Origin of the sequence: Pseudomonas sp. D(2018), from assembly GCF_005502555.1 — a bacterium.
Taxonomy (GTDB): Bacteria; Pseudomonadota; Gammaproteobacteria; order Pseudomonadales; family Pseudomonadaceae; genus Metapseudomonas; species Metapseudomonas resinovorans.
The window spans coordinates 14,126-29,332 of the sequence record NZ_SCOK01000010.1; the positions used below are offsets into that span (position 1 = coordinate 14,126).

General features: G+C 65.1%; 14 protein-coding genes and 3 tRNA genes. 2 read left to right on the forward strand and 15 right to left on the reverse strand.

The features are described from left to right. Positions 1–17: 17 nt before the first annotated feature. From FFS60_RS09130 to FFS60_RS09150, 5 genes are all read right to left on the reverse strand, one after another. Positions 18–1,316, reverse strand: a complete 1,299-nt coding sequence (locus FFS60_RS09130; protein ID WP_137821791.1) for a hypothetical protein — start codon at positions 1,314–1,316, stop codon at positions 18–20. A gap of 483 nt (positions 1,317–1,799) precedes the next feature. Next, positions 1,800–2,906 (reverse strand): cyclic nucleotide-binding domain-containing protein, encoded by a 1,107-nt coding sequence (locus FFS60_RS09135; protein ID WP_137821792.1) that lies wholly within the window; start codon positions 2,904–2,906, stop codon positions 1,800–1,802. 4 nt (positions 2,907–2,910) lie between these two features. Further along, entirely contained in the window at positions 2,911–3,876 is a 966-nt protein-coding gene (locus FFS60_RS09140) for a 1-aminocyclopropane-1-carboxylate deaminase/D-cysteine desulfhydrase (protein ID WP_171016509.1), read from the reverse strand. Positions 3,877–3,945: 69 nt separating this feature from the next. Further along, on the reverse strand, positions 3,946–5,316 hold the full coding sequence (locus FFS60_RS09145) for a chromosome partitioning protein ParA (RefSeq protein ID WP_137821794.1): 1,371 nt from the start codon (positions 5,314–5,316) through the stop codon (positions 3,946–3,948). Positions 5,317–5,563: 247 nt separating this feature from the next. Continuing rightward, a complete protein-coding gene (locus tag FFS60_RS09150; RefSeq protein WP_137821795.1) occupies positions 5,564–7,600 on the reverse strand; it encodes an NADPH-dependent 2,4-dienoyl-CoA reductase in 2,037 nt (678 codons plus the stop codon). Between the two features lie 204 nt (positions 7,601–7,804). Between FFS60_RS09150 and FFS60_RS09155 the strand changes: the two genes are divergently transcribed. Both FFS60_RS09155 and FFS60_RS09160 read left to right on the forward strand, forming a co-directional pair. Continuing rightward, positions 7,805–8,737 (forward strand): hydrolase, encoded by a 933-nt coding sequence (locus tag FFS60_RS09155; protein WP_137821796.1) that lies wholly within the window; start codon positions 7,805–7,807, stop codon positions 8,735–8,737. Then, entirely contained in the window at positions 8,734–9,771 is a 1,038-nt protein-coding gene (locus tag FFS60_RS09160) for an AraC family transcriptional regulator (protein ID WP_028631346.1), read from the forward strand. Before FFS60_RS09155 ends, FFS60_RS09160 begins: the two co-directional genes overlap by 4 nt. 224 nt (positions 9,772–9,995) lie before the next feature. Here FFS60_RS09160 and FFS60_RS09165 read toward each other — a convergent pair. The 10 genes from FFS60_RS09165 to gspG form a co-directional block, all read right to left on the reverse strand. Continuing rightward, positions 9,996–10,072: transfer RNA gene (locus tag FFS60_RS09165), tRNA-Asp, on the reverse strand. 102 nt (positions 10,073–10,174) lie between these two features. Further along, positions 10,175–10,251: transfer RNA gene (locus FFS60_RS09170), tRNA-Asp, on the reverse strand. Between the two features lie 37 nt (positions 10,252–10,288). After that, positions 10,289–10,364 (reverse strand) — tRNA-Val (locus tag FFS60_RS09175). Positions 10,365–10,512: 148 nt separating this feature from the next. Further along, a complete protein-coding gene (locus FFS60_RS09180; protein WP_137821797.1) occupies positions 10,513–11,031 on the reverse strand; it encodes a type II secretion system protein M in 519 nt (172 codons plus the stop codon). A 2-nt stretch (positions 11,032–11,033) separates the two neighbouring features. Next, positions 11,034–12,176, reverse strand: a complete 1,143-nt coding sequence (gene gspL / locus FFS60_RS09185; RefSeq protein WP_028631344.1) for a type II secretion system protein GspL — start codon at positions 12,174–12,176, stop codon at positions 11,034–11,036. After that, the gene (gene gspK, locus FFS60_RS09190; RefSeq protein ID WP_028631343.1) at positions 12,173–13,144 is read right to left on the reverse strand and encodes a type II secretion system minor pseudopilin GspK; all 972 of its coding nucleotides are present in this window, start codon (positions 13,142–13,144) and stop codon (positions 12,173–12,175) included. Before gspK ends, gspL begins: the two co-directional genes overlap by 4 nt. Next, entirely contained in the window at positions 13,141–13,851 is a 711-nt protein-coding gene (gene gspJ, locus FFS60_RS09195; protein WP_028631342.1) for a type II secretion system minor pseudopilin GspJ, read from the reverse strand. The genes gspK and gspJ overlap by 4 nt, the downstream gene beginning before the upstream one ends. Further along, positions 13,848–14,237 (reverse strand): type II secretion system minor pseudopilin GspI, encoded by a 390-nt coding sequence (gspI, locus tag FFS60_RS09200; protein ID WP_028631341.1) that lies wholly within the window; start codon positions 14,235–14,237, stop codon positions 13,848–13,850. The genes gspJ and gspI overlap by 4 nt, the downstream gene beginning before the upstream one ends. Then, positions 14,234–14,812 carry a type II secretion system minor pseudopilin GspH gene (gene gspH, locus FFS60_RS09205; protein WP_137821798.1) on the reverse strand — a complete coding sequence of 193 codons (579 nt, stop codon included), beginning with the start codon at positions 14,810–14,812 and terminating at the stop codon, positions 14,234–14,236. The genes gspI and gspH overlap by 4 nt, the downstream gene beginning before the upstream one ends. After that, complete coding sequence (gene gspG, locus FFS60_RS09210; protein ID WP_245586558.1) at positions 14,812–15,198, reverse strand: type II secretion system major pseudopilin GspG; 387 nt, start codon at positions 15,196–15,198, stop codon at positions 14,812–14,814. Before gspG ends, gspH begins: the two co-directional genes overlap by 1 nt. Positions 15,199–15,207: the final 9 nt, after the last annotated feature.

Genomic DNA, 15,207 nt, shown 5'->3' on the forward strand with positions numbered 1-15,207 from the left:
CAATCAGGGATTGGCGCTCAGGGAAGGATTCGCACGTCTTCGGTGTCGCGGCCGCCGCTGGCGGAAACCACCGTGACCCGTGCCGGGGGAATGGGCGTGACCACTTGCTGCAAACGACCTCCCACCAGTGCCCCTACACCGTCCACTTCGAGGCCGGGTTGGCCGGTGCGGTCGCTGGACTCGGCCTCCACAGTCAGCGTGTTGCTGGTCAGGCTGTACTCGGCGCGGCTGATGCGCACCACGTCGACCAGCGCGCTGCTCTTGCTGGTGGGCAGGCTGCCTGGCACCCCGGCGGAGTTGTCGGCGGTGATGCTCACGCTGCCGGCACCGCCGGGGTCCCGCACGGACTGGCCGTACCAGGCGCCCAGGACGGTGCCCTGCATGGCGGTAGGCGTGCCGCCGGCATCGGTGAAGCTGGCGCTGGCCCCGGGCGGCGGCGCCAGGACGAAGACATCCTGCTGCGCCTGTCCCGCACCATTCTCGCCACGGGAAAAGGTGCTGCGGGCCACCTGGAGGGGCGTGGGCAACTGAACGCTGGAAAGTTTGCCGGAGACGGAGAACAGCCGGGTTTCAACCCGCAGTCCGTTCGGCCCCTCGATGCGCACGAAGTTCGTGCCGAAGGGGCTGCCGGTAACTTCCTCGGTCAGGTTGGGGTCGCCGACGAAGCTCTCCACCAGGCCGCTCTCCGGGTTGGATTCCTGGTAGGGCCCGTTGACGCTGCGCAGAAAGGGGCCGACATCGCCCGCGAGGGCACCCCGGAAATCCCCCGGCGCACCGATACCGATATCGCGGGTCATGTTGATGGCACGGGTACCGGGCGTATCGACCTGGAACACATCCACACCATACGGATGGGTCACGGTGTAGGTCCCGGCGGTGGGCACCGTCACGCGAATGCGAATACGAGCGAAGCTGACCTGGTCGTTCTCGGCGGGCAACTCACCATTGAACGCGGCTTCCAGCGCCGACACAAAGAGCAGGTCGATGCCGCTGGCGGCGTCCGTGACGCTGGCTTCACCGGTGAACCAGAAGGCTTCGTCGGGGAAGTTGCCGGGGAAACTGATGGGCTGTGTGTCATCGAATACGCCGGGACTGGGCAGCAGCGTACACATGTAGTTGCCGGGTGCACGGGAGCTTTGCGCCTTCGACAGGCAAAGGTCCAGTGCTCGACCGTGGGTGTCCTGGTACCAGGCGGCAAAGAAGCCGTTGGCGTGGGTGGGGGCGTCCTGGTCCACCGCGTAGAGCGCTGCCCGGACCGGCTGCAAACCCACGCCCAGGATCAGTGAAACTGCGACTGTTGTGGCTGTTTTGCGCATGACATTGCCCTTCTATGCTGGTGCGTTTTCAGCGGTAGAAATGCCTGGGCAGCAGTCGCGAGGAAGCCCCTCGGGAAATTGCCCAAGTGCGGACGAAGTAGCTGGGAAACGCGGCGACAACAGCTTGAATTGCAGCGCCCGATCCTGAGCCGGAGCGCGCTGCAACGCCTGGGACGATGGCGCCGCACCAACGGAAGCGGCCCGTCCGGGGGAACGGTGCATCCGCGTCCTCAGCGTTGTTGAGGGGCCAGGGGCGCGCAACAGTATCAAGTCGATAGTCGGAAAGTTAAACCGACTTTGGTGACCCGGAAGTGGGTGGCGAATACTCTCCGCGAACTTCCGCTCGAACTTCAGGGAAGTACGGATATAGAGGCCGACAATAACTTTCGTGAACTTCGGGTTGACGCTGGATACATGCGTCGGGGAACTTCGATACCCCCGGACTTGGGGTCATGACCCGACCCTTCCAGGCCGACGAAGGGATCAGCGACTGCGCTCTATTCGGCCGCCGGACCGGGCCAGGTAGCCAGCACCGGTTTCGCTGATCAACGCATCCCGCTGCAACGCCGGCAAGGCATCCAGGCCGTCGCGCAAGGCGTAAGCGCGAAAGCCCAACTGCGAGAGTGTGAACACCGCACTGGCGCTGCGCTTGCCACTGTCGCAATAGCAGAGGTAGGTGCCTTCGCCGTCCAGCAGCCGTGCCTTCAGACGCAACAGGTGCAGGGGCATGTTCAGCGCCTGGGGCGCATGGGCGCGCTCATACTCGTCCTGCAGGCGTACATCCAGCCATTGGCCGCCATTGCCCAGCAGGCGCACCGCCTCCCCCAGACTGACTTCATCCACCACCGGCGCTTTCAGCAGTTCGAGGAAATCCACCCGGTCCAGCCGCTGCAGCACGCTGTCTTCCAGCAAGGTGACACTGGCGTTGCGCGGGCAATCCCCCAACAGGGCTTCCTCGCCGAAGCAGGCCCCCACCTCCAGTTCGGCCAGCAGTTGCTGCTCGCTGCCGGCGCCACGTATGACCTCGGCCCGGCCGGACTCCAGGAAGTAGCAGCAATCGCCCTCCTCCCCTTCACCCATCACCTGGCTGCCCGCAGGCAGCTCCACTCGCCGCAGGCGTTCCAGCATGCTGCGCACATTGGCCGGCGGCACCTTGGCCAGCAATGGACTGGCCAGCAGTGCTCCAAGCCATTCGCTGTCGCCCTCCAGGCTGTTCTCCAGCAGCAGGTCCTGGTGGGCCGAACTCCAGGTCAACTGACGCGCCAGGGTGGCGCTGTCGATGACCAGCAATGAGCAGTCTCGCAACGCCAAGGCTTCATGCAGGCGCGGCAGGCTCGGGGAAACCGGGTGGCAACTGGCTTCGCTACCCGCCTCCAGGCGCGTCTCGAACCCTTCGACATCACGCAGGAGCAGCGCGCCGGATAACAGGTACCAGGTGAGGCGCGCCTGGTCGCCCCGCCGGAAAAGCAGTTGCCCCGCCAGCAGAGGCTGAGGCACCAACTGCGAGCGCAGCTCACGCCACTGCGGATCGGCCAACGCATTGAGCGGAACCAGGCTGCGCAGTTGCTGGGGATTCAGGGGTTCGCTCATGGAGTCATCCTTGTGCATCCACTGCCCGGGCAGTGTAGTTGGCCAGCCGCAACAGTTCGGTTTGCAGGGCCCGCCGTCCCTGCAGGCCACCGGTATGGAGCAGCACCAGTCGACTACCGCGCGGTATGCGACCGCCTTGTGCCTCCGCATGGATGGCCAGTAGGGCCTTGGCGGTGTAAAGGGGCTCCAGGGTAAGGCCTCCGTCCCTTTCGCTGTCCAGCATGAAGCGCGCGAGGTCAGCATCCAGTCGAGCGAAACCAGCGCGGCTGGCATCGATCAGCCGGTATCCCTGGTCTGCGCAACCGGCCTCACCGAGGATAGCGCTCACCTGCTCAGCGACGCCGTGGTCCGAGGGCACCGCGAGGGCTCCAATCACCGGGTGCCTACCCGCCTCGCCGAGCACCAGCCCGGCGAGGGTGGTGCCCGTACCGGCGGCTGTCCAGAGGCTGTGGTAGTCATCCCAACCAATGGCCGCTAACTGTCCGCGGATCATCTCCACCAACCCGGCACAGCCTTGTGCGCCCGTCAGACCACCACCGCCCTCGGCCACCGGCTGGTAGCGTGGGTAGCGCTGCAGCCAGGTTGCCCAGAAACCCGGCTGGTGGCGCGCGCGGTAGCCGCCATAGCCCAGCCAGTGCAGGGTCATGCCGAAATGCTGGAGATCTCGAATCGTCGGCGTGTCCTGGCACTCGCCGCGCAGCAGGCCCACCGTTGGGAAATTGAAACGGGCACCGGCGGCGGCCAGGGCATGAAGATGGTTGGAATGGGCGCCACCCAGGCTGATCACGCCCTCAGCGCCCGCTTGCGCGGCCTGCGCCAAATGGGGAGCCAGCTTGAACCACTTGTTGCCGGAGACCAGCGGGTCCAGGGCATCCAGACGCAGTACGGCCAACTCAAGCCCGGCAGCGGCCAGCCATGGCAGGCGCAACGGTTCAAGGGTAGCGCGGGGGTTCCAGTCAGGCAGGGTCAGAGGCAAGGTCGGGTCCGTTGGCGTCCGTTCGGGGGCGCAAGGATAAGTCAGGCGCGTACGCGAGTCCGCTCAGCCAGCAGTGCGCAGTCGCCCTCCCGCCCGATGCCGGGGGCAGCAGTTGGATTCACCGGCAACGAAGCGACTGGGCGCCTCGACCCGATCGATGGGCATGCTGCAACGATCACCATTGGGCAAGCTGGCTTCGCAGGTGGGTTGCTGATAGTGGGCCAGCCACTGGCGGTACTGGTTCTCGGACACGAAGCACTTCGCCGCAGCGTAAGCCAGGGGGTTGCCCTGATAGCGGGAGATATCGGCCAGCGGAATGGTCAGGTGACCGGCTCCCGGGTGATAAACCACAAACACCACACCCAATTGGGCCAGGCGCTCCAGTATCAGCTGTCCCGACTCGCCTTCCAGCGCCTCGCACTCCTGGCGCAGGCGATTGACCTCAGCCTGTAACTGGGCGTCCAACTGGTCGCGATAGGCCAACTCGACATCCCGGATGGCGAGCTGCTCGCGGTACTCGGCCACGGCCAAGGTGACCCGTGCCTGGAGCTCGCTCTCGAACTGGGCACGAAGGATATCCGCCTCGGTGCGCCCGTGGCGCTCAAGGGCGCGCAATTGCAGGTTCATTTCCTCGCGGCTGGCCTGGAAGCGCTCCAACTCGCCATCGAGCTGAGCCTGCAAGCCGGCATTGGCTTCTTCCTGCTGACGCAGCGCGTGTTGCAGGGTGCGAATCTGCTCCTGCAGCGCCGAGTTGTTCTGGTCAGCGGCCTGGCGTACCTGTGCGATGGCTTCTTCGTTCTGCTGGCTGAGGGAGCTCAGGCGCAGGCGCTGCTGGCGGACCAACTGGGCCGTCTTCAGGCGGTGCTCCTTTTCCATCTTTTCCGCGAGCTGCTCGGCCATCTCCTTGGTGATCTCCGGCGGGGCGTACCAGCGATCTTCCGACGCCACCTGCAACCGCTCGGCATCCAGCACCTTGGGCAGCTCCTCCTCCACCAGCAAACCGAGACTGTTGCCCTTGATGGCATCGCGCAGCAGCGCCAGGTCGTTGCGATCGGCGTTGAGGCTTGGGTCCCAGAGGTGCATTTGCTGCCAGGAGACCGGGCACTGGCTGCGGCAGGCAAGGCGAATGGGGCCGGCCCCCAGGTCAGGACCCCGTCCGGAGCGCTCGGCCAATTGCCGCAGCGGCAGGTTCCAGCCGGTATCGGCACGACCGTCTTCGTCGAAGTCGAGGTAGAAGAAAACCACCGCACGCACCTGCAGGCGCGGATTGATCATCACGTAGGCCAGATGCATCTGGCAGTCGGCGAACTCAGGCAGGCCGACCACGCCGTCGAGAATGGCTTCGAACTCCGAGTAGAGCATCTGCTTGCAGATGCCGCGGTCGTTGAAGAACACGACGGCTTCCGCCTGTTGTGGCTTCTTCAGCATGCTCATCGCTCTACCTCTGGTTCTGCGCGGTGAATCACAGCGGGCATTGATGGGGCCTGGCGGCGTACGGTTTCCGTCCGCACACACTGATCCGGACTTTAGAAAAGTCTAGGGGATATTAGCCGACGAGCAATGTGACTGGGTTGGCAGTGCCCCGCCGTCGCGGCCAGTCGGACCAACGGCAAGGCAAAAGTGTGACGTGGTTGGAGCGGGCGGGAGCACCGCCCGGTGCAGAACCGGGCGGTGGAGAGGGTCAGAGTTCGGCCGCCAGGCGCGAGCCCTGGTTGATCGCGCGCTTGGCATCCAGTTCAGCGGCCACGTCGGCGCCACCGATCAAGTGCACGCTCTGGCCGGCAGCCACCAGGCCGTCATGCAGCTCGCGCAGCGGGTCCTGGCCAGCACAGACGATCACGGTATCCACCGGCAGCACCTGGGGCTCGCCCTCGGCAACACGGATGTGCAGGCCGGCGTCGTCGACCTTGAGGTACTCCACCGAGTTGAGCATCTGCACCTGCTTGTTCTTCAGACCGGTGCGATGGATCCAGCCGGTGGTCTTGCCCAGACCGTCACCCACCTTGGACTTCTTGCGCTGCAGCAGGAACACCTGGCGGGCCGCCGGATGCGGCTGGGCCTTGATCCCGGCGATGCCGCCACGGGCCTTCAGCGCGCCGTCAATGCCCCACTCCTTCCAGAAGGCTTCGCGGCTGAGGCTGGTGGCCTCTCCCTGATGCGTGACGAATTCGGACACGTCGAAACCGATACCGCCGGCACCGATCACCGCCACCTTCTGGCCCACCGGCTTGCGCTCGAGGATGGCGTCCAGATAGCTGATCACCTTCGAGTGGTCGATACCGGGGATTGCCGGCGTGCGCGGGCTGATGCCAGTGGCCAGGATGATCTCGTCAAAGCCGCCGCTGGCCAGATCGTCGGCCGAGACGCGGGTGTTCAGACGCAGGTCGACACCGGTGGTTTCCAGCTTGCGCTTGAAGTAGCGCAAGGTTTCGAAGAACTCCTCCTTGCCCGGTACGCGCTTGGCCACGTTGAACTGGCCGCCGATTTCGGCTGCAGAGTCGAACAGGGTCACGCTGTGGCCACGCTCGGCGGCAACGGTGGCTGCGGAGAGGCCGGCCGGGCCGGCGCCCACCACGGCGATCTTCTTGGCCTGGGCAACCGGGATGTAGTTCAGCTCGGTCTCGTGGCAGGCACGCGGGTTGACCAGGCAACTGGTCAGCTTGCCGCCAAAGGTATGGTCCAGGCAGGCCTGGTTGCAGCCGATGCAGGTGTTGATCTCGTCGGCGCGACCCTCGGCGGCCTTGTTGACGAAGTCCGGGTCGGCGAGGAACGGACGCGCCATGGACACCATGTCGGCATCGCCCTCGGCCAGGACCTGCTCGGCCACTTCCGGCGTATTGATGCGGTTGGTGGTGATCAGCGGAATCTTCACCTCGCCACGCAACTTGGCGGTGACCTTGGTGAAGGCCGCACGCGGCACCTTGGTGGCGATAGTGGGAATGCGCGCCTCGTGCCAGCCGATGCCAGTGTTGATGATGGTGGCGCCAGCAGCCTCGATGGCCTTGGCCAGGGTAACGATCTCGTCCCAGGTGCTGCCGCCCTCCACCAGGTCGAGCATCGACAGACGGAAGATGATGATGAAGTTCGGACCTACGGCCTCGCGAACGCGGCGGACGATCTCAACCGCCAGGCGCATGCGGTTCTCGTAGCTGCCACCCCAGCGGTCGGTACGCTGGTTGGTGTGGGCGGCGAGGAACTGGTTGATGAAGTACCCCTCGGACCCCATGATCTCGACGCCGTCGTACTCGGCCTGCTGGGCCAGCGTCGAGCAGGTGACGAAGTCCTGGATCTGCTTCTCGATACCCTCTTCATCCAGCTCGTTGGGCTTGAAGGGGTTGATCGGGGCCTGGATGGCCGACGGCGCGACCTGCTTGGGGTTATAGGCGTAACGGCCGGCATGGAGAATCTGCATGCAGATCTTGCCACCTGCCTCATGCACGGCACGGGTGACGATCCTGTGCTTCTCAGCCTCTTCCACGGTCGTCAGCTTGGCAGCGCCGGCATAAACGCCACCTTCGGCGTTCGGACCGATACCGCCGGTGACCATCAGGCCCACGCCACCACGGGCGCGCTCGGCGAAGTAGGCGGCCATGCGCTCGAAGCCGTTGGGTTTCTCTTCCAGCCCGGTGTGCATGGAGCCCATCAGGGTGCGGTTGCGCAGGGTGGTGAAGCCCAGATCAAGGGGGGCGAGCAGATGCGGGTAACGGGCGGCGGTCATGATTCCTCCACAGCAGGCGGTGCTAATCACGGAATGCCCCTGACCTCAGAGGGTCGGGATCGGTTGTGGGGCAGACGATAAAGAGCCGCCACCGCCCACTCAATGATCAGAACTGACAAGTTACTGATCCAAACTGACAGCCACCCTTGGCAATCGGCAGCCTGTCCCCTACCCTGATCGGCATTCCTCCGCCCCGGACATTCCATGCGCAAACTGTTGACGCCCTTGATCGCCGCCATCCTGGTGAGCTGCCTGACCGCCTACGCGGTATGGACCGGTGAGCGGCCTCGCGCCCACTACCTGTCCGATCTACGCGCCAGCCTGGCCAGCGACGTGGGCACCGCCAGCGCACGGGGCAATCTGCTCGCGATTCGACCGGCGCTCTACCCAAGCGATTACCGCGACCCGGACCTGCTGCGCATGAAGCTGGTCGCAGCCCTCGACCAGGCCCGTGCCCAGGGCCTGCTCAACGACAAGACCGTTGTCGCACTGCCCGACCATATCGGCACCTGGTTGCTGCTGCGGGACGAGAAGCACAACCTCTACCAGGCCCGCACCTTTGCCGAGGGTGGCCGATTGCTGACGCTCAGCCACCCAACCCTGCTCGGCCGCCTGTTCCTCCAAGGCCAGGACCTGGAAGAAGCCCTGTTGCGGGCCAAGGCCCGGCGCATGGCGCGGGATTACCAGAAGCTGTTCAGCCGCCTCGCCAGTGAGTACCGGGTGACCATCCTGGCCGGCTCCATACTCCTGCCCTCGCCCTACCTCAAAGAAGGCAAGCTGCGCAGCGGCCATGGCGCCCTCTACAACCTGGCACTGGCCTTCTCCCCGGACGGCCTGCTGCTGGACGAGCCGTTCAGCCAGCCCTGGCCGCAGAGCGCCCGGGGTGAATCGCGCCAAAGCCTGCAAACCAGCAGCGGCCTGGTAACCATCACTCGAAGCTGGAGCCAGGGTTATCCGCACAGCCGGGTGACCCTGAGCGACGGTCAGACCACCGCCAGCGAAGTCCTGTTCCTGCGCGGCCGCCTCTGGCCCCTGCACAACTCACCCGCCGGCAGCGAGCTGACGCCCAGCAACACACGACAAGCCAGCGAGGCGCCGGGCAGCCACCTGCTGAATGCCTGGCTGGAGGAGAAATGAAAGCGCAGCGGGTCAAGCTGGGCGACCTCTCCGTGAGTTTCGTCCACGGCATGGCGGCAGCACTGGAACAGAGCGGCCAATCCCCTGCGGAACTGCTGGAGCGCTTCGGCCTGGATGCCGCCCGATTCGCCGAACCTCACGGCCGCCTGTCAATCCCGCGCTACATGCGCCTCGGTCACGCCGCCATCCAGCTCAGCGGCAATCCCGCACTGGGACTGAACATGGGTCGACTGAGCCGCCTCGCCCACTTGGGACTTGCCGGCGTCTGTGCCGGCCAGGCACCGAACCTGCGGGAGGCCGCTCGCGCCCTGACCCGCTTCGAACTGCTCTACGCCAGCAACTACCGTGGCCAGTCGAGCTTCCACGAGGACAGCAAGGGCGCTTGGCTGCGCTTTTATTCCATCAGCCCCTACAACGCCTACAACCGCTTCGTGGTGGATTCGGTACTGGCGGGCTGGCAGAGCTACCTGAGCCAACTGGTTGGCGCCGACATTCGCATAGAGAAGGTGGAAATCGAGTTCCCCGCGCCGGACTACGCCGAGCGCTACGCCGAACATTTCGGCTGCCCGGTGGAGTTCGAGGCCGGCGCCAACCAGTTGCGCCTCTCCCAGGACACGCTGGCACAACGTGGCCGAGAACACTGCCCGAGTACCTGGCGACAATTGCTGGATATCTGTGAAGGGGAGCTGCAGCAGCTGACGCGCACCCGCAGCCTGCGCGAGCGCATCACCCAATTGCTGGGGCCGCTGCTGCACGGGCGCGAGCCGGACCTGGAAGAAGTGGCAGCGCGCCTACAGATGCCCAGCTGGACCCTTCGCCGCAAGCTGGCCGAAGAAGGCACCCAGTTTCGCGCCATCCTCAATGAAACCCGCCGCGACCTGGCCATGGCCTACATCCGCGACACCGAACTGGCTTTCGGCGAAATCGCGTACCTGCTCGGCTTCGCCTCGGCAGAAGCCTTCCAACGCGCCTTCAAGCGCTGGAGCGGCAGCACGCCAGGCGAGTTCCGCCGCGCCCAGCGCCAAGCGGGCTGATCACATTTCGGTGGCGTCTTCGGCTGGCTCTACCGGGTCTTGCTCGGTAGCGTGGAAATCGAGAATTTCTTCCTGGTAATCGTCCATCTTTAGTTCCTCCTGACGTCAACAGGCGTATTGGAAACAAAGAACATGCCAAGAATGTAACGATTCCAGGTGACCGAAAAATTAATTTGGGGCAAAGAAAAAGCCCTCAGGTATTGCTACCTGAGGGCTTCTCTATATGGCGCAGCGGACGGGACTCGAACCCGCGACCCCCGGCGTGACAGGCCGGTATTCTAACCGACTGAACTACCGCTGCGTGTCGGTTGGACTTGCGTCCGGTGAAACTTTTGCATCGTCTGGCGACTTGGCCCTGTGGACCTTGCCGCCTCATGCCCGAGCATCTCGAACATGGGGAATATGGCGCAGCGGACGGGACTCGAACCCGCGACCCCCGGCGTGACAGGCCGGTATTCTAACCGACTGAACTACCGCTGCGCGTCGGCCGGACTTTCGTCCGAAATTTCACAAGGAATGGTGGGTGATGACGGGATCGAACCGCCGACCCTCTGCTTGTAAGGCAGATGCTCTCCCGGCTGAGCTAATCACCCATCGCCTTGCGAGGCGCGCAATTTACGCAGAGGCCTCCGCTAAGTCAACACCCTGTATGGAATTTTTCTTCAGCCGGACCTTTCGGCCACTTCCGCCACCCCTCCGGCGAGCACCCGCTCAGTGCGCACGCACCAGGTTGGGGCTGGATCAGCTTCCAACCTTCAGGGATACCCGCGCCGTCACCCGACCGTCCTCGTTGCGATCCATTCCAGCCTCGTCGATTCGCACCCCCTGCCCTTCCAGTACGCCGAACCAACTCAACAGGCTGGGAAAAGCCGCCGGCTGCAGGTTTACCTGCACCGTGCCCGGCGCATCGCTATCGATACGTTCAACGGCCAGCCCCTGCTGGGCAGCCGTGGCGGTGACCAGCCCTTGCAGCCGCTCCGGCTCCACCTGGCTCTGCGGCTGACTCTGCACCGATCGCGCTTTGGGTGCATGCAGCTGCAGATAGGCATGCAAGCTGCGCTGAGTCTCGAAATACTCGCGGGCGCTGGCCAGACGGCGCTCTGCCGGCAACCAGAGCAGCAGGTAGAGCAGGACCAGGCCGAGGAACATGCCGAGCCCCAGCAAGGCCATGCGGTCCCTCGCCGGCATGGCGCGCCAACGTACGCCCAGGGAGGAAGTCTGCCATTGCGCCTGGAGCGGTACCTTGATCGTGTCGAGCATCTTCATCCCCCTATCACCAGGCGCGCGCTGACGCCGCTCTGGTCGCGACTGGCCGACCCCATCTGTACGGATAGCCCGCTACCGATCAGCCGCTCGCGCAAGCGCTCCAGGGCATCAAAGCCCGGTGCCTGAACCTGCAGCGCTAGATCACCCCGCGTTTCGCTGAAGTCCAACTGCTGCACCCGCACCTGCGCGCCCTCGGCGATCAGTGCCTGGGCCGCTTGACCGAGCAAGGCCAGCAAGCGCCCCTGCCCCGAAGAGGAGGCTTCCGCCAGGTGCTGGTCGAACTGCGCCCGCAGGTTCACCAGCTTGTTGTCCTGGGGAAACAACTCGCGGTAGAGCGCTTCATTGGCCGCTGCGTAGGTATCGCCCTGACGTTGCAGCTGCCAGGTCTGAATCAGGTTGAAGCTCCACTGCAGCAACAACCACAGGCCCACCAACCCCAGCAGCGGTTTCCAGCGCGACCAGCGCTGACGCTCTTCCTTCAAGGTGAACTCACCCTGGGCCAGGTCGCTGCCCTTCTGCGCCGCCAACCAACCGTAGGCGTCGCTTGTTTCATGCCATTCATCCACGCCGTCCAGCGTATTGCGCTCCGCAGGCGCACGAGCACTGCGCGGTGCCGGACAGGCGTCCCGCAGGTAAGTCCAATCCTGCTCATCGAAACCGAGCCGGGCGCTGCCTTCACCACCCAGCAACCAACGCTGCTCCAGCCAGAGCAACTGGGTTCCCTGCTCGGGCAACAGGTCAGCGTCGATCTGGATGGCCGCAGGCCTGGGGCCGAGCTTTCCGGCCAGTTCCAGCCAGCCTGCCAGCCAGCTGCGGCGCACTGCGAATACCCGGTGCCGGCCATCGGCCAAGGCACCACCGAGGGCGAGGTGGAAGCTCTCCACGTCTTCGGCGAGCAGTTCTTCCACCGCGAACGGCAAGGCCTGACGCAACCAGCGGCCCTTCTGGGTGGGCAGGCGGACCGCGCAGCAGGTCACCGCCTCCACCGGCAAGATCAGCCGCCAGGGCGGCAACACCTCTTCCAACGCCCTGGCGAATGGCAGGCGACGGCCCGTGCCTCCTTGCCAGAGCAGCACCTCCAGTTCGGCGTCCAGCTGATTGCAAGCGGCCACCGGGAGGAAGATGCAAGCCTGTGTCATGAATGCGGCTCCTTGACGGGCGCCGGCGGCAAGCCGCCCTGCCCGAGATCACGAGAGAGAACGCGTACCCTGCCGTCGCTACCGCGCTGCAGGGTACTGACTAGAACCTGGCGGCGACCGGCGAGACGCACCTCGCTGATCACCTGGAAATACTGGCTGCCGACTGCCAACCCCTGGGCCTCGAGCCCCATACCCGCCAAGGCGGGCTGGCCGAGAAAAGCATCCAGGCTGCGAAAGCCGGTGGCACCCCGTGCTGCCATCAGCAGCCCCCCCGCATCGGCGTCCAGATTGTCGGCCAGGGTGGACAGCACCATGGCACTGGCGGTGTTGACGTTGAGCGCGGCATCCTCCGGCAGCACGGTGATGAAGGGCAGCAACTTGCGGTAGTCCAGCTCCGTCATGCCTAACACTAGGCGCAACTCGGACACATCGCTCATGGCGTGGTTGGCCGCACGGTATGGCGGCTGCAGCAGCAGGTACTGGTTATCTTCCGCGCCGTTGGGACCATAGGGCTCCTGGTCAGGGTCGAGCCAGTCCACCAGGCGCTCGGTGTACGGCGCCTCGATTCCCAGACGCAGCAGCAGTCGACGGAACTGACGGATACCCGGTTCGCTCAATTGGCCATCTCGTACCAGGCTGTTGAGATTGAATCGGCCACTGGGGTCCTCGATGCGCACACTGAGCGACCCACCATCGTCCAGCTGGAAGGTACTCAAGGGACGCGCCCAGGCTTCACCCAGATGATCCACCGGCGTACGCGGATCGCCCTGGCGCAGGTCACGCACGAGGATCGCCTCGGCAAGTGCCTCGCCGCCCAGCGCGTACTGGGCCACCTGGCGACTGTGAAGTTCATTGCCGCTGGAACGGATGGACAGTTGCGTCCGGGCGATCAGTCCAGCGCAGACCACAGTGGCCACCGCCACGACCAGCAGTACGGTCAGCAACGCAACGCCCGCCTGCCGCTTCATTGCGCCTGCTCCTCGCCGTCGGCCTGTTGATTACCCTGCGGGGCCTGTTGCTCCCCGTCTGGCTGGTTTTCTTCCGCCAGGGGTTGTTGCCGGGGCGGCGTTTCCACCAGGCGCAAGACCCGACGCAGCTGGCCATAGCGACGGTGCTGCAGGGTCAACTCCAAGGCGCGCGGCAGGCGATCCAGGCGCTCGTCTTCCGACAGGCCAGCTGGCGGCCAGCTTTCCTGCCAGTCGCCGCTGTCGTCCATGTAGCGCAGCTTCATGGCCGTGACGCCATCCAGGGCGTTCTGCACCTGCGGCAGGCTGTCCTGGGCCTGGTCCAGCACCGTCCAGTAGCGCCGCTCCAGGCGCTCGCCGGAAAGCTGCCAGCTCACCCGCTGCAGGCGGGAGCGCTGCCCGCCCGTCGGGTTGCGCCAGCCGGCGCGGGTCATTTCTAGGCTGTCGTTGTCGCCCTGGCGCTCGCCCAACAGCGCGGCTCGAGGCTCGCCGTAGGCATCGCGTATCGGTCGCGAAATCACCTGGCGAAGGTCGCGCTCGAAGGCCGAAATAGCGCGGACCAGCTCCCGCAGTTGCTGCTCCTGCACGCGCGTCGCCTCGTCACTGTCGATGACCGCCCCGAGCATGCGCCAGGTGCCCATGGCCAGCAGTGCAAAAATGGCGATAGCAATCAACAGTTCAAGCAGGGTGAAACCCGCCGCACGCTTCATGGTGCGCTCCCCAGGAACCCCACCAGACGCACCGTCGCACGCTCTTCCAGCTTGCCACCGGCTCCACGGGTCGGGCGCGGCGCCACCCAGAGCGTGACCCGCCGCAACGCCGGGTCGCTGGTGCCCTCGACCTGGCTTTGCCACTGCCAGCGTCGCCCACCATAGTCCAGCTCTCCCTGGTCACGGCCGTTGCCGGGAGGTGCCTGGCGTAACTGAAGCTCAGTCAGGCGGTTGTCGGCGATCCACATCGCCAGGGTCTTGTCTTCCAGGCGGGAGGCGATCTGCAGACTGCGCGCACTGGCGGTGAGCACGCTGGCGGCGACCACGGCGAAGATAGCCAGGGCCACCAGCACTTCGATCAGAGTGAAGGCCCGACTGGCTCTCATCCTGCGCGCCCCTTGCCACTCAGGCTTTCCACGCGCGGCAGACGGAAGCCATCGCTGGAGAGCTGCAGGCGCAGTCCATCCTTGCGCCGCTCGCCCATTTCCAGGCGAAACGGACTGAGTTCGCCACTGGAAAGAATGATCAGTTGCGGCACGGGCCGCGTCTCCTCAGCCTTCTTTTCTTCCTTGCCCGACGTGGGCAGCGTGAGAGGTTCACCCTCCAGCTCGATGCTCAGCTCAGCCCACTCGGGCAATTGTCGGGCCCCATCGGACAACGCCTGCCAACGGTTGCTGGATTCGTCGTAGAAAAACACCTGGTAGCCGTCGCGTTCCACGCGCACGCCATATTCCCGGTTGTCCAGCACGGCCTCATCGGCAAGCACGCCGATAAGCCCGGCAAGGCGTTCGGCTTCGTTCCTGAGCTCCCGAGCGGGGCCGGCGACGCCGGAGCTGATCAGCGCCAGGCCGGCGAGACAGGCGATGACGACCATCACCACCAGCACTTCGATCAAGGTGAACCCCGCGGACACCAAGGCACCGGGCTTCCGGCCAGCGCCGCCCTGCCGTCCGCCGCTCATCAGTTGTCCCAGTTGGCGATGTCGGCGTCGTTTTCGCTGCCGCCTTCCTTGCCATCGGCGCCCAGGGAATAGAGGTCGTAGGTGCCTTTGCTACCCGGAGACAAGTACTGGTACGGGTTGCCCCATGGGTCCACCGGCAGTTTTTTCAGGTAGCCATCCTTGTTCCAGTTCTTCGCTGGCGGATTGCCGGAGGGTCGACTCACGAGCGCCTCCAGGCCCTGCTGGGTGTTTGGGTAGGTGAAGTTGTCCAGCTTGTACATGTCCAGGGCAGCGCCGATGGCCTTGATATCGCCCTTGGCTACCGTGACCTTGGCCTGGTCGGGACGGTTCATCACCTGCGGCACCACCAGCGCGGCCAGGATACCGAGGATGACCACCACCACCATGATTTCGAT

Bases quoted from the DNA above. Each gene is read 5' to 3' on its own strand.
- FFS60_RS09145 (WP_137821794.1), bottom strand. From the start codon at position 5,316: ATGAGCATGCTGAAGAAGCCACAACAGGCGGAAGCCGTCGTGTTCTTC.
- FFS60_RS09160 (WP_028631346.1), top strand. From the start codon at position 8,734: ATGAAAGCGCAGCGGGTCAAGCTGGGCGACCTCTCCGTGAGTTTCGTC.
- gspJ (WP_028631342.1), bottom strand. From the start codon at position 13,851: ATGAAGCGTGCGGCGGGTTTCACCCTGCTTGAACTGTTGATTGCTATC.
- FFS60_RS09180 (WP_137821797.1), bottom strand. From the start codon at position 11,031: ATGCTCGACACGATCAAGGTACCGCTCCAGGCGCAATGGCAGACTTCC.
- gspK (WP_028631343.1), bottom strand. From the start codon at position 13,144: ATGAAGCGGCAGGCGGGCGTTGCGTTGCTGACCGTACTGCTGGTCGTG.
- gspL (WP_028631344.1), bottom strand. From the start codon at position 12,176: ATGACACAGGCTTGCATCTTCCTCCCGGTGGCCGCTTGCAATCAGCTG.
- FFS60_RS09130 (WP_137821791.1), bottom strand. From the start codon at position 1,316: ATGCGCAAAACAGCCACAACAGTCGCAGTTTCACTGATCCTGGGCGTG.
- FFS60_RS09150 (WP_137821795.1), bottom strand. From the start codon at position 7,600: ATGACCGCCGCCCGTTACCCGCATCTGCTCGCCCCCCTTGATCTGGGC.
- FFS60_RS09155 (WP_137821796.1), top strand. From the start codon at position 7,805: ATGCGCAAACTGTTGACGCCCTTGATCGCCGCCATCCTGGTGAGCTGC.
- gspI (WP_028631341.1), bottom strand. From the start codon at position 14,237: ATGAGAGCCAGTCGGGCCTTCACTCTGATCGAAGTGCTGGTGGCCCTG.
- gspH (WP_137821798.1), bottom strand. From the start codon at position 14,812: ATGAGCGGCGGACGGCAGGGCGGCGCTGGCCGGAAGCCCGGTGCCTTG.
- gspG (WP_245586558.1), bottom strand. From the start codon at position 15,198: ATGGTGGTGGTGGTCATCCTCGGTATCCTGGCCGCGCTGGTGGTGCCG.
- FFS60_RS09135 (WP_137821792.1), bottom strand. From the start codon at position 2,906: ATGAGCGAACCCCTGAATCCCCAGCAACTGCGCAGCCTGGTTCCGCTC.